This window comes from Rhodococcus globerulus, assembly GCF_019334125.1.
GTDB lineage: Bacteria > Actinomycetota > Actinomycetes > Mycobacteriales > Mycobacteriaceae > Rhodococcus_F > Rhodococcus_F globerula.
In genome coordinates this window covers 3,289,099-3,301,528 of record NZ_CP079698.1, presented here as the reverse complement: position 1 = coordinate 3,301,528, position 12,430 = coordinate 3,289,099, and the positions used below count along the sequence as shown (strand labels likewise).

Below are 12,430 nucleotides of genomic sequence, written 5' to 3'. Positions count from 1 at the left end.
GGGTTCACGCAGACTAGATGGGGAGAGTTTTTCGTAAGGCGGCCAACGGATCTGAATCATCGCGTCGTCCTCGGGGGCCGGCGCTCTCGGGATTCACGAATCGGCCTTCGTCGGAGCGGGTCCATTCGCGTACGGCCCATCGTTCCTTGATTGCCCAACGCCCATTTCGACGCTCCATGTGGTCGATGAAGCGTGCGCCGCTGGTGAAGTTGATCATTCCGACGCCTTCGGGACCGCCCCAATGCGTTGACATCGAGTATGCCTCGCTGATCGCGTGGTCGCCGTGCAGCTCGACGAGGTGGTTGCCGATGTGATGCATGGTGCCGCCGATGACGGAGAGTTTGGGCTTCACCCAGGCAATGTATTCGTCGATGTTGCCGTCGAATCCGGTGTGATGATCGATGGCGTCGGGGTGATAGGCGCTGCGAACGAGATCGAAATCGAGCCGGTCGATGCCTCGGGCATACGTCAAAACGACTTCACGAATAGCCTGCTTGTCCAGCAGATCCTGCAATTGCTGTTCCATTTCAGGACTCCTTGACGCTGATCATCCAGTCGAGCAGTTCCGGTAGTTCTTCGCTGGCACAGTCGAATACGACCGGACGGAAGACGACGACGGATGCGCCGCGGTGGGACCAGTCGTGAGCCTTCTCAGCAGTGGCTTCGAGGTCGACGGTTCCGTTGTCACGACGAACCGGCGATGCAGACACCTGCACGCGCGCGGTATCGGGATCGCGATCGTGAGCTTCGAATGTGTTGCGTAGCAGCGCAACGCTGTCCGTGAATGTATCCAAATCGGCAGGGTTGACGGTCCAGCCGTCGGCGACACGTGCGACGCGGTCGAAGTTCCGCTGGCTGGGCCCGAACCCGAAGAGGACAGGAACGCGGTCTTGGGTCGAGAGCGGAATGCTGTGGTAGTTCTCGAAGGAGAAGTCGCGCCCCTTGAAGTTGGCGGGAGCCTGTGTCCAGAGTTCACGGCACGCTGCGACGGTTTCCTCCATGCGCCCGAATCTGGCATCGAAAGGCATGTTCGTGGCGGTGTATTCGGCCTCTTGCCACCCGACTCCGAAGCCCATGGTCACGCGTCCGTCCGACAGTGCGTCGAGGGTGGCGACTTGTTTGGCGAGCAGTGCCGGTGGTCGAACCGTTGCAATGAGAACCGACACTCCGAGGCGAGCGCGTTCGGTGACTGCAGCAATCGAGGAGAGCAGCGAAATCGGCTCGTACCAAGGATGATCGAGCGGGAACAGGAAGTTGTGTTCGCTGACGCGCTGCGCATGAGCGTCAGCATTGAACCCGAGGTGATCGCCGGTGCAGATCAAGTCGACGCCGGCCCGATCGGCGGCAGCGGCGAAATCGAGAACCGGTCTGATCTTTCCCTCGAACAGTGCCTCGAGGCCCAATACGTTGACACCGATTTCCATGCAAACAGTCCTTTCCGAAAATCTGCGGGAACGACGGGCGGGTCTCAGCTCTGCGGCAATTCGCGCTCGTCGGTAACAAACTGAATGATCTTGCTTTGATCGAGAAAGTTGGATTCGTCGGCCCGAATTCGATCGCCGACCTCCGGGCGGGCATGAGTGGCCAGCATGTCTTCGTACCCGGCCTTGTCGTGGAACCACATTTCGGTGATGACATCGAAATGTGGGTCAGGCGTGCCCTTTGAGCGCAGAACCTGAGCGAGATCGGGGTAATTCCGCCGGTACTCGATGATCGACGGGAAGGTTGTGGCAATCAGCGGGGCATGGTTGTTCTCGTAGTAGTCGATGAACTCTTCTTTCGTGAGTCCCGGCTTACGAGTGAGTAGTGCGATTGCCTTGAACATCGTTCGTCTCCCCGTTGAAGGTGCTGCGAGATGTACTCAGAGTGACCGGTTGGCATGGGCAGACATATCGCCCATGCTGTCCATGCAGAATAGTCGTGATGCGAAACGCCACGATCCGTCAACACACGTGAATCGATCGAAGTAGCGTCCGGACAAAATGGGTTGCAGGGCAAAATCTTCGGTGCCCTGGATGACCGTGATGTAGGACAGCGCCGACGCCTCGTTTCCGTCAACCGAGATGCGGGTATTGGTCAGCAGGTGTTTGGTTCGCGGGACCGCGGGAGTGCCGTACATCCGGATGAAGCTGCTGCACGCGGCGAACACAGCGTCGGCATCGGACGAAATCAGAGTTGTTGCAACACCGTCCGCGCCGCACTGGCCGTAATCGGAGTGCGCAAACAATGATGCGACATCACGCAACCTACCCTGATCGATCAGGTGCGTGTACTCGCAGAGCAGGTCACGGATCGCCGACTCGGCGACGATCCGTGACAGCTCTTCGGTCATACCGTGATCTCGCGGCGAACCATCTTTCCGGTTGCGTTGCGGGGCAACAGATCGCCGGTTATACGCCACTTCGAGGGCACCTTGAAGTACGACAGACGCTCAGCCGCGAATTCGCGGAGGTCTTCCTCGGTGGTGACTGCACCGGAGCGCAGAACGACGACAGCTGACACTTCCTGGCCGAGGTCCGGGTGAGGCGAACCGATGACGGCGCATTCGATGACGTCGGGATGCTCGTCGAGGGTCTGTTCGATCTCTGTGGGGTAGACGTTCTCGCCGCCACGCAGAATGAGATCCGACCGGCGTCCCGTCAGACGGAGGCGACCGTTCTCGATCACGCCGAAATCGCCGGTGCGGAGCCAGCGTCCGGGAGAAATTGCCGAAGCGGTGGCTTCTTCGTTCTCCCAGTAACCGAGCATCACGAACGGGCTGCGCACGCAGACCTCACCCTCGATGCCGTCGGGCAGCCATTCACCGAAGGGGTCACGAATTTCCATGGACACGGTGATAATGGGACGTCCGAGAGTCCCGGGGAACTCTTCGAGCTCAGCTCCGACGGCAACGGCGATAGCCGTGCTGCACTCGGTGAGGCCGTAGCTGTCGACCAGGGCGTTGCGGGCGAACGGTACCTGCTCCTTGAGGCGTTCCTTGAACGCGGGCGACGACGGCGCCGATGCCAGGGAGAATGCCGTCAGCGAGGACACGTCGTACTTGCCGATGTTGCCGTGTTCGAGCAACCGCGACGCCATGGTGGGAACCGCGCCCCAGTTGGTGATGCGTTCGCGTTCGACCAAACCGAGCACCTTGTCCACGTCGAAGCCGCCGTCGATCATCACGACAGCGCTGCCGGTAGCCAGACGCGGGATGACAAGGTTATGGAGGCTCGCGATGTGGAACAGGGGAGAGGTCAGGAGGTAGCGGAGCGGGCTGGGCTTGGAGCCGTCGTACTCGCGGCCCGTGAACGCAGCGCCGATGGCGTCGCTGTACTTGTGGTAGTCGACAACAGCCATCACGTTGCGGTGTGAGTGCAGGGCGCCCTTGGGGCGGCCGCTGGTGCCACTGGTGAACAGGATGACAGCCGGATCGTCCTCGTCGATGTCCGTGGCGGGTACATCTGCGCCGGCGTATTCGGCGATGAGTGCGGGCAGATCCTCTTCCATGGTCAGAACGGTGATGCTTGCCGGCAGTTCGGGAAGCGCAGCGCCGCGCTTGGCGTCGACTACCAGCACCTTCGGGCTCGACAGCTCGATGCCGTGTGTCACCTCGCGCGGAACCCACCAGCCGTTGAGACCGACCGCGATGGCGCCGAGTGCCTGCGTCGCGAAGAAGGTCATGACCCATTCAGGGTTGTTGGCGGCAAGAATTCCCACTCGATCGCCCTTGCGGACGCCGTACTTGTCGCGAAGCGCAGTCGCCAGCGCGGCTACAGCGTCGGCATGCTCCGTGAAGGAAATCCGACGGTCGCTCGTGACGAGATAGTCGCCGTCGCCCCAGGCCCGGGACGCGGAGATGAGCTCACCGATGGCATGTCCGCGATTCTTCATCACGGGCATGACGGTGCCGAGAACCTCTTCTTCGACGATCTCGAACGGCCCACCGGGACCGGTGAGGCGCGAGACCGCCTGGTCCAGGAGCAACTGCGGATCTGCGGGGGCAGTCATGGAATGGCCTTTCGTATTGTGGCGCTTTTCACGTCACAAAATGTCACGGGACAATCCTATCTGTGGGGCGGTTACCACTGAGCGAGACTGAGCGGGTTACTGACATAACGCGCAGTTAGCGTTCCGAAAGAATCGCAGCCGAAGGAATGAGCGTGAGCGCACACGAATTCCCTCCCTCTCGAGTAGGACACAGGATCACGATGACGAACACCGCCACCGAAGCACCTCCGAGCAGTTCCGTTGCCACTCCGCAGCGCGCGGACGTCGCACAGATGTTGATCGATCGTGTCGGTGATCAGCATCTGGGACTGCGGACGCGTACTCAGGACTGGACGTGGGACGAGGTTGTCCATGAAAGTGCCGCCCGCGGTTCGTACGCCAAGTCGCTTCGCGCGCCGGGCCCCTTCCACATCGGTGTTCTCCTCGAGAACGAGCCCGAGTTCCTGTTCTGGCTCGGCGGCGCCGCACTGACGGGCGCCACGATCGTCGGAATCAACCCGACTCGTCGCGGTGCCGAACTCGAAGCCGAGGTCCGGTATGTCGATTGCCAGATGATCGTCACCGACAAGGCAGGCCACGAGAAGCTCGCTGGTCTCGATCTCGGTCTGACCGACGACCGCTTCATCCTCGTCGACGACGCGTCGTATGCCGAAACCGTTGCTGCGCATCGCGTCGAGACGCCGCAGATCGACCTGGGCGTCGATGCGTCGACGCTTTTCCTTCTCCTCTTCACCTCCGGCACTACCGGTATGTCGAAGGCTGTCCGATGCAGCCAGGGTCGTCTGACGCGTCTGGCATACGCGAACTGTGCCAAGTACGACATCGATCGCGATGACGTCTGCTACTGCTGCATGCCGCTCTTCCACGGCAACGCGCTGATGGCACTGTGGGCTCCCGCGCTGTCACAGGGCGCTACGGTCTGCCTCGTTCGCAAGTTCACGGCTTCGGGCTTCATGCCCGACGTCCGGTTCTACGGCGCAACATATTTCACGTATGTCGGCAAGGCACTCGGCTACCTGATGGCGACGCCGGAGCAGTCCGACGACATCGAGAACACCCTTACACACGGTTTTGGTACCGAAGCGTCGCCGGGTGACAAGGCCGAGTTCATTCGTCGCTTCGGCGCACAGCTTTTCGAGGGCTACGGCTCGAGCGAAGGCGCCGGTTCGGTGGTCCTCGATCCGAACCAGCCCGCGGGAGCGTTGGGACGTCCGGCTAACGAGAACATCGTCATCGTCAATCCCGACACCAAGGAAGAGCGTCCGCGCGCGATCCTGGACGAGCACGGACACGTGCTCAACTCGGACGAGTCCATCGGCGAAATGGTCGACAAGGCAGGTTCGCAGAAGTTCGAGGGTTACTACAAGAACGAAGACGCCATGGCGGAGAAGATCCGTGACGGTTGGTACTGGACAGGCGATCTCGGTTACGTCGACGAAGCGGGATTCATCTACTTCGCCGGCCGTAAGGGTGACTGGATCCGCGTGGATGGTGAGAACACGTCGGCTCTGATGATCGAGCACATTCTGCGTCGCCACCCCAAGGTGATCGCAACCGGTGTGTTTGCGGTACCTGACCCGCGCTCGGGTGATCAGGTCATGGCGGGCATCGAGGTTGCGGATCTGGCGGATTTCGACCCCGTCGAATTTGCGGCTTACCTTGCCGCACAGGCAGATTTGGGAACAAAGTCGGCGCCGCGCTTCATTCGCGTATCGACCAACCTGCCCGTCACCGGTTCCAACAAGGTACTCAAGCGTGACCTTCAGGTCGATCGCTGGCGGACCGACGAGCCGGTGTACCACTGGGTGGGCCGCGGCGCTCCCGAGTACACGCTGATGACAGAAGCTGATATCGAGAGCCTCGAGAAGGAGTTCGAGACTCACGGTCGTTCGAGGTTCCTGTGAACCGAGTTGCGCTGGTAACCGGCGCTTCTCGCGGTATCGGCCGCGAATGTGCACTGGCATTTGCTCGCGCCGGGTTCGATGTCGCGATCACTGCCCGCACCGTCCGTGAAGGTGAAGGCAGAGCCGCACCGCGAACGCGCGACGGCGAGCAGGTTATCCCCGTTACCGGAAGTCTCGAGACGACAGTTTCCGAAATCGAGGCCTGCGGCGTGCGGGCCATGGCGGTTCCGATGGACCTCCTCGATCGGGCATCGGTTGTTGCGGCCGGGGAGCAGGTGCTGCGCGAGTGGGGCCGGGTGGATGTGCTGGTCAACAACGCCTATGCACAGACCGTCGGCAACATGGACCGGATTCTCGACATCGAGATCGACGATGCCCAGGCAATGGTTGTCGGAAACTATCTGCATCAGCTCGCCTTGGTCCAGGTGATTCTTCCGTCGATGATCAAGAGCGGCAACGGTGTTGTCATCGGTCTCGCATCCGGTTCGGCCACCATGGACCCACCGGCGCCTCCCGGTGAAGGCGGCTGGGGCCTGTCGTATGCAGCGTCGAAGGCCGGCTTCGGGCGTATCGCGGGTGCGATCAATTCGGAGTACCGCGGCGCCGGTATCAAGGCATTCAATCTGAGTCCGGGGTTTGTGATCACGGAATCGGGTAAGGCTCGCGGTGGTGCGGACGCGATCGTGGACGCAGGATTCGCCGCCACACCGGCGTCGGTCCCGGCAGCGGCCGCAGTATGGCTGGCAACTGATCCCGATGCCGACCGATTCCTCGGCCGAGTGGTGGACGGTCCGAAACTGATGGCGACGCTTCACGAGAAGAAATGAAGCTTGGGGTTCATCGACGAGAAGGCCGAATACTCGAGCAGTTGACGGCTAATTCGTAGCACCCCACAGCTCTCGATCACGGTGTTAGCATCCGATGGTGCCCGGGTGAACAGCTCGGGCACGAGCGATGTTTGCTGTCTTTGGCCAGCGAAAGCGCAAGTACAGCAACCCTTCACATAAGGAGTTTCACATGGGATCGATCGCCGATCTTCTTGCCCAGAGCCAGGCTTTGGCTGCGTTCAAGTACCTCCTCGGTGTGCTCGGTGGAGCGTTCGGTAGCTGATAGCGCGCCCGGACTGCGGTGACTACCAGTAGTCGCCACCGCACTTCAACGTGCGCTCTATCCGAGCGCGATCTATTTTCTCGAAAAGGCCGGTTTCTTCGGCCTGGTCCAATCATGGAGGCACACAATGGGTTCCCTTTCGACAATTCTCATGATCCCGGTCGGTAGCGCAGACCTCGTCCTCAAGGGCGTGTTCGAATCTCTGACGAACACCGTGAACAGTCTCGTCGTGGTTTTCGGTGGGTTGAGCTAGTTCCGCATCGAATCGACCGAGAAGGTCCGCGCGCCTCTGGCATGCGGACCTTCTCGGGTTTTGAGGTTACGGCCGTGCGCTCGTGTCGTAGGCATAGACCGAGACCCAATCGAGCATCAGGTTCCCGTTGCTGGTCCCCGTGCCTTTTGTCTCGGTCTGCAACTGCCAGCGCATCGGGGTGGACGGAACCCAGGACGTGCTTTCCAGGACTACCTGGTTGTCGAGTAGATATTTGATCCGCCCGGGCGACCACTCGATCGTGTACGTGTGCCAGTCGGTGAACCGCGCTCCGATGTCCGTTGCGAGGTCCTGACACCCGCCTACGCAAGAACCCGCACCGGAGTAGTGGTGGAAACCGCCTGCAGTGCCGGACAGTCCACCTTCGGGGAAGTCGAATTCACCATCGCGCGGCCATACTTCGGACTGCGGCCACAACAACCAGGCAACGTAATATTCGTTGAGATTCGGGTTGTCGACCTTGAATCTCGCAGAATAGCGGCCGTAGGTTTGATTTTGATTCTGGCCGTTGATGACGGGTGACGGGCTTGCCCCCGCCGGTTGCCCGTTGACATTGTGCAGATTGAAATTGAGGACGCCATTCTTGACGCTGAGAACTTGGTCGGCGCGATACGGCCGCTGTTGATATGTATCGAGATAACAAGACGGGTATGTTCGCCACTTTTGCCCTTGTGCGCCGGTGTAGACGATCTTGTTGGGATCACACGTATTTGCCCACGTCCCCAGCGCAGCGTCTTTTGTGAAGTCGTCGTAGAAGATCTGACGCCATCCGTTGAGATTGCCGACCGGTACCGCAACCCCTGACGGAGACGGAAGCGTCACGATGGCTCCGGTGTACGACCAACTCTGCGCCTGTGTGCCATCGCATACCTGTACGACGGCTGGATTTCCGTTTGCATTGACACCACCGCGATTCTCGACGCAGAGTCCGTTGACCTGGCTTCGAACGGTACCTCCGGGACCGGAGGTCCATTTTTGGAATGCTGCGCCTGTGCAATTCGATATGACCAGGGCAGTCCCTGCCGCCAGAGAACCACCCTGGGGACCCAGGCATTTCGTCTGTACCCGGACGGTGCCATCGCTTTCAACGCTCCAGATCTGTGCGGCCGAGCCGTTGCAGTCGTAGATCTGAACCGGGTTGCCGTCCGATGTCACGCCCCACTTGTTTTCCAGGCATCGCCCACTGGGTGTCTTGACCGCGCCGATCACGGCAGCCTCGGACACGGCCGGAGAAACTACCAGTGCGCCCATCGCCATGACGATGGACGCGATGAGAAAACAAACGGTCTGTTTCGAATGTCGATTCTTTGTTGACGATTCCCCCGAAATATACGAAAACACAGTCACTCTCATTGTGATTCCATTCTTTTGTGCGGCGAGAACCTAGCCCGGTGGAAACAATTCCACAGGCTTTGTTGGCGAAATGCTACACAAAAGGATCGGGGTTATTTGCACCTTTCGGGAAGGTTGAAATAGTGCAGATATTGAAGAAATTCGCCGGTGCGTGATGCTCTTCGGTTGCTGCCGGCGTCAGTCGAGTGAAGGAGCGTCTGTGGCTTCCGCGTCGAGGATCATTTCGCCGTTCGTGGACTCTTCAGGGAAGACGAATTTGCGCATCGCCCACCAACGGAAGGCCGTTGCGAGCAGCGTGCCGATGATGGAGCCACTGATGAAGTCGGCGAAGTTCTCCATCAATACGGAGACGTTTGGCTGGCGGAGGTCGAATACGTAACTCGAGATCCAGAGTGGCACCTGGTTGATGGCCAGGCCGATTCCGGCGACGATGAAGAACAGTGCCGCCTCGTGATGACGTTGTCGTCCACCCCGTTCAGCGAACGACCATTCCCGGTTCAGTACGTACGACAGGACCGTCGCGACCAGGACCGCGATGATGTTGGCGGTAACCGGATGTTGCGGCAGTACGGTCCACTTGATGCCGAAGAACAACACCGTGGTGACGATGAAGGCGATGCCGCCGACCACCAGAAACTTGAGCATCTCCGCGTGCGGCAAAACCCGTACGAGAATCTTCTCAGGAAGCCAATTGACCAGTTTTCCTACAAACGCCATTGGTCGAGGCTAACCGTGTCGGTGCCGTTAGGCATAAAAATCGCAAGCGCCGGAGCGTTCGGAAAGTTAGAAACCATACCCCATGACTGCGGGGCGTGTGGTGCCGAAAGCGAAGTCGAAGTCGCGTATCTCCTGAGGGGTGGAGGCCTGGACGCGCCCTGCTGCCGCGAAGATTCGAGCCTGATGCGAACCCAGGTAGATGCTGGACAAGATATCGGACGCCATCGTGATCTGTGCGTCGGCGTCCGTGGGTCGGCAGGTGGCCTTTCCACCCCGAATGCTGAGCGCGAACGTACCACCGGAGTCGAGGAACGGATCCTCGATTTTGATGACAGTGTCGAGGTCAGCGGCATATTCACGAGCTTCGAGTGCTGCTGGGACGTTCATGATTCGCAGCCACAGACGGTCGGATCGGCGGGTTGTCCGCACCGAACGGTAGTCCGTCAGCATCAGTCGCAGCGGATCTTCAGGATGCTGCTCGGCTTCGATGCGGGTCACGAGATCGAGCCCGCACATTGTCCGCCACAGCGCGGCGTAGGCGTCGTCGTTGATGGCAACGAACTCGGCGATGTCGACGACGCTGTCGGAGCCGTCACTTCGGTGGCGGTAGGAAACGTAGCCGTCGGGATGTGTCAGAAAGAACAGTCCCGAGGCGCCGGCACGATGGTCGGACGGGTCGGCAAATGTGAAATCCCAATGCGCCTGCGGACGCCTTTGCGCGCCTGGAGTGACGAGGCGCCAGCGGTCGTAGATTGCGGGCAGTAGCGTGGCTGCGGTCTGCGCGTCGGTGATCCGCACGCCGCTTCCGGTTGGGGCCTGCGGGCGGAAATCGGCAAAACGTCGATCGATCGTGATGCTCTCGCTGACGGTTGCGGGGCCGTAGCCGAACCGGTTGTAGATACGCGCGTCGCTGGCCGTCAGAGCTACCAGGGGAGCACCCGTCGACGCGATGTGGTGGTGCAACCGGACGAACATCGAGCGCAGGATTCCGCGGCGACGGTGCGTCGGGGCGACGGACACCCATGTGATTCCGCGAGTGGGTAGCTGGTTCCCGCCCGGAACCGTGATTTCCATGTCGAACTCGATGGCCAGTCCGACAACTTGATCACCTTCTGTCGCGACGACGATGTCCTCGGGGCGATAGAGCGTCCGAGTGAGTGTTTTGTCGGCGCTCGACGGATGAAACCCGAACCCAGTCGAGTCGAGCAACTGGATCGCCGGCCAGTCGGCTTCAGTGGCAGTTCGGATGGTGATCTGGTTGTCGGTGCTCACGCTCATTGATGCTGGCACAGATTGCGCGGTGACGCACGTAGCGCGCGAGCCGACGTTTCACCGGCGATTCTTGGGGGTACCGTCCGACGAACCGGCCCCGCGACAGGAGTGAATACAGTGGCGATCACCGATATCAAGGAATATGCGCACCTCACCGAGGAAGACGTCGAGGCGCTCGGGCGTGAATTGGACGCTATTCGGCTCGACATCGAGGACAAGCGCGGTGCGCGTGACGCTCGATACATTCAGCGAACTATCGCGTTTCAACGCTCTCTCATGGTGGCCGGTCGTGTCGTCCTGTTTGCCAGCAAGAAGAAGCCCGCATGGATTCTGGGAACAGCGCTTCTGGGGGTCGGCAAGATCATCGAGAACATGGAACTCGGCCACAACATCATTCACGGTCAGTGGGACTGGATGAACGATCCCGAGATTCATTCGAGCAACTGGGAGTGGGACAACACCTGCCCATCGTCGGGTTGGAAGCACTCGCACAACTTCACCCATCACAAGTTCACCAATATCGTCGGTCTCGACAATGACGTGGGCTACGGCATCATGCGCGTCACGCGAGATCAGAAGTGGCACGCGGACTACCTATTCCAGCCGATCACTAATTTCGCGTTGGCAACACTGTTCGAATGGGGCGTCGCACTTCACCATCTGGAGACAGACAAACTTCGCAAGGGGCAGGTGAAGTGGTCCGACAAATCCGAGATGGCAAAGGAAATCGGCAAGAAGATCGCACGGCAGGTGACCAAGGACTACATTCTGTTCCCAGCTCTGACCGGCCCAGCGTGGAAGTCCACGCTGACGGCAAATATCGTCGCGAATCTCATTCGCAATTACTGGAGTTACGCAGTCATCTTCTGCGGGCATTTTCCCGACGGAGCCGAGAAGTTCACTCTCGAGGAATTCGAGAACGAATCGCGCGCGCAATGGTACCTACGACAGATGCTCGGCTCGGCCAACTTTCACGCCGGACCGATCATGGCATTTATGAGCGGCAACCTCTGCTACCAGATCGAGCATCATTGCTTCCCCGACTTGCCGAGCAACCGATACTCGGAAATCGCTGTGCCACTTCGTGAATTATGTGACAAGTACGATCTCCCGTACACAACAGGTCCACTGTGGAAGCAGTACGGACTGACATTGCGCACCATCTGGAAGTTGTCGCTTCCCAACAGGTTTCTCTCCGCCTCCCAGGATGACGCGCCGGAAACGCACTCCGAGTTGAAGTTTCGCGTTCGGGGCGGCATCAAGGAAGTATTCGGAGTCGATCCGCACACGGGTAAGCGTCGTGGGCTGCGAACGGCCATCGCCATGATGGCGAATTGACGCTCGCCTTTAACTGCCGAGCAGAATGACCGGCACGTCCTCGGCGAAGTCCACAACCAATTCGCGACGAGAAAACAGCCAGGTGCCGTCGACCTTCTCGAAACTGTCCTGGTACCGGATCTCGATCCGGTTGTTTCGGTATCCCTCGCCGCGGGGATAGATGTGGTGCGCCGAGCAGTACGCCTCGCCGTGGGCCGTGGTGGCGCTGTCCGAATCCAGGACTTGCTGCTCGACGATGTGCCGCGTCGAGCGCAGGTGTGCGACGGCGCCGACTATCGAATCGGACAGAGTCGACCGGCCCTGAATTTCGGTCGGTCCGTCGGTGCCGTTCAATGCCGGCGGCAGGACAAAGGTGGCATTTTCGGTGAACAGGGCTGCGAGAGCGGTGGGATTTCGTCGGTCGACTGCCTGCGCGTACCTGGCAGCCAAGTCGGTGAGGGCGATCCGATCCGAGGGTTCCATGGCAGCATTTCAC

Annotated in this window: 13 protein-coding genes; 4 read left to right on the top strand and 9 right to left on the bottom strand. The window is 60.1% G+C overall.

What is annotated here, in order from left to right; all coding sequences use genetic code 11:
* Positions 1 to 13: 13 nt before the first annotated feature.
* The 5 genes from KYT97_RS14910 to casG are packed head-to-tail and all read right to left on the bottom strand — an operon-like array spanning position 14 to position 3,990.
* Positions 14 to 526, bottom strand: a complete 513-nt coding sequence (locus KYT97_RS14910; RefSeq protein WP_033236617.1) for a nuclear transport factor 2 family protein — start codon at positions 524 to 526, stop codon at positions 14 to 16.
* Position 527: 1 nt separating this feature from the next.
* Positions 528 to 1,424 carry a TIGR03619 family F420-dependent LLM class oxidoreductase gene (locus KYT97_RS14905; RefSeq protein WP_033236618.1) on the bottom strand — a complete coding sequence of 299 codons (897 nt, stop codon included), beginning with the start codon at positions 1,422 to 1,424 and terminating at the stop codon, positions 528 to 530.
* A 44-nt stretch (positions 1,425 to 1,468) separates the two neighbouring features.
* Positions 1,469 to 1,825 (bottom strand): EthD domain-containing protein, encoded by a 357-nt coding sequence (locus KYT97_RS14900; protein ID WP_219112723.1) that lies wholly within the window; start codon positions 1,823 to 1,825, stop codon positions 1,469 to 1,471.
* 36 nt (positions 1,826 to 1,861) lie between these two features.
* Positions 1,862 to 2,332 carry a nuclear transport factor 2 family protein gene (locus KYT97_RS14895; RefSeq protein WP_219112721.1) on the bottom strand — a complete coding sequence of 157 codons (471 nt, stop codon included), beginning with the start codon at positions 2,330 to 2,332 and terminating at the stop codon, positions 1,862 to 1,864.
* Positions 2,329 to 3,990: a steroid-24-oyl-CoA synthetase gene (gene casG / locus KYT97_RS14890; protein ID WP_116104847.1), complete on the bottom strand. Its 1,662-nt coding sequence runs from the start codon at positions 3,988 to 3,990 to the stop codon at positions 2,329 to 2,331. Before casG ends, KYT97_RS14895 begins: the two co-directional genes overlap by 4 nt.
* A gap of 272 nt (positions 3,991 to 4,262) precedes the next feature.
* On the opposite strand from casG, the gene casI reads away from it, so the two are divergent.
* The 3 genes from casI to KYT97_RS31105 all read left to right on the top strand — a co-directional run bounded on the left by casI (position 4,263) and on the right by KYT97_RS31105 (position 7,257).
* Positions 4,263 to 5,894 (top strand): steroid-22-oyl-CoA synthetase, encoded by a 1,632-nt coding sequence (casI, locus tag KYT97_RS14885; protein ID WP_033236683.1) that lies wholly within the window; start codon positions 4,263 to 4,265, stop codon positions 5,892 to 5,894.
* A complete protein-coding gene (locus KYT97_RS14880; protein ID WP_033236622.1) occupies positions 5,891 to 6,721 on the top strand; it encodes an SDR family NAD(P)-dependent oxidoreductase in 831 nt (276 codons plus the stop codon). Before casI ends, KYT97_RS14880 begins: the two co-directional genes overlap by 4 nt.
* 410 nt (positions 6,722 to 7,131) lie before the next feature.
* Positions 7,132 to 7,257: a hypothetical protein gene (locus KYT97_RS31105; RefSeq protein ID WP_255285241.1), complete on the top strand. Its 126-nt coding sequence runs from the start codon at positions 7,132 to 7,134 to the stop codon at positions 7,255 to 7,257.
* Between the two features lie 66 nt (positions 7,258 to 7,323).
* Here KYT97_RS31105 and KYT97_RS14875 read toward each other — a convergent pair whose 3' ends face one another.
* The 3 genes from KYT97_RS14875 to KYT97_RS14865 all read right to left on the bottom strand — a co-directional run bounded on the left by KYT97_RS14875 (position 7,324) and on the right by KYT97_RS14865 (position 10,623).
* Positions 7,324 to 8,526: a ricin-type beta-trefoil lectin domain protein gene (locus KYT97_RS14875; RefSeq protein WP_245006135.1), complete on the bottom strand. Its 1,203-nt coding sequence runs from the start codon at positions 8,524 to 8,526 to the stop codon at positions 7,324 to 7,326.
* Between the two features lie 279 nt (positions 8,527 to 8,805).
* Complete coding sequence (locus KYT97_RS14870) at positions 8,806 to 9,345, bottom strand: GtrA family protein (RefSeq protein ID WP_138870431.1); 540 nt, start codon at positions 9,343 to 9,345, stop codon at positions 8,806 to 8,808.
* A 66-nt stretch (positions 9,346 to 9,411) separates the two neighbouring features.
* On the bottom strand, positions 9,412 to 10,623 hold the full coding sequence (locus KYT97_RS14865; protein WP_245006134.1) for an enhanced intracellular survival protein Eis: 1,212 nt from the start codon (positions 10,621 to 10,623) through the stop codon (positions 9,412 to 9,414).
* A 111-nt stretch (positions 10,624 to 10,734) separates the two neighbouring features.
* On the opposite strand from KYT97_RS14865, the gene KYT97_RS14860 reads away from it, so the two are divergent.
* Positions 10,735 to 11,955 carry a fatty acid desaturase family protein gene (locus tag KYT97_RS14860; RefSeq protein WP_219112715.1) on the top strand — a complete coding sequence of 407 codons (1,221 nt, stop codon included), beginning with the start codon at positions 10,735 to 10,737 and terminating at the stop codon, positions 11,953 to 11,955.
* A gap of 9 nt (positions 11,956 to 11,964) precedes the next feature.
* Here the strand turns inward: KYT97_RS14860 and KYT97_RS14855 are convergent, their stop codons facing one another.
* Positions 11,965 to 12,417, bottom strand: a complete 453-nt coding sequence (locus tag KYT97_RS14855; RefSeq protein WP_219112713.1) for a nuclear transport factor 2 family protein — start codon at positions 12,415 to 12,417, stop codon at positions 11,965 to 11,967.
* Positions 12,418 to 12,430: the final 13 nt, after the last annotated feature.

Bases quoted from the DNA above. Each gene is read 5' to 3' on its own strand.
- KYT97_RS14910 (WP_033236617.1), bottom strand. From the start codon at position 526: ATGGAACAGCAATTGCAGGATCTGCTGGACAAGCAGGCTATTCGTGAA.
- KYT97_RS14905 (WP_033236618.1), bottom strand. From the start codon at position 1,424: ATGGAAATCGGTGTCAACGTATTGGGCCTCGAGGCACTGTTCGAGGGA.
- KYT97_RS14900 (WP_219112723.1), bottom strand. From the start codon at position 1,825: ATGTTCAAGGCAATCGCACTACTCACTCGTAAGCCGGGACTCACGAAA.
- KYT97_RS14895 (WP_219112721.1), bottom strand. From the start codon at position 2,332: ATGACCGAAGAGCTGTCACGGATCGTCGCCGAGTCGGCGATCCGTGAC.
- casG (WP_116104847.1), bottom strand. From the start codon at position 3,990: ATGACTGCCCCCGCAGATCCGCAGTTGCTCCTGGACCAGGCGGTCTCG.
- casI (WP_033236683.1), top strand. From the start codon at position 4,263: ATGTTGATCGATCGTGTCGGTGATCAGCATCTGGGACTGCGGACGCGT.
- KYT97_RS31105 (WP_255285241.1), top strand. From the start codon at position 7,132: ATGGGTTCCCTTTCGACAATTCTCATGATCCCGGTCGGTAGCGCAGAC.
- KYT97_RS14875 (WP_245006135.1), bottom strand. From the start codon at position 8,526: ATGGGCGCACTGGTAGTTTCTCCGGCCGTGTCCGAGGCTGCCGTGATC.
- KYT97_RS14870 (WP_138870431.1), bottom strand. From the start codon at position 9,345: ATGGCGTTTGTAGGAAAACTGGTCAATTGGCTTCCTGAGAAGATTCTC.
- KYT97_RS14865 (WP_245006134.1), bottom strand. From the start codon at position 10,623: ATGAGCGTGAGCACCGACAACCAGATCACCATCCGAACTGCCACTGAA.
- KYT97_RS14855 (WP_219112713.1), bottom strand. From the start codon at position 12,417: ATGGAACCCTCGGATCGGATCGCCCTCACCGACTTGGCTGCCAGGTAC.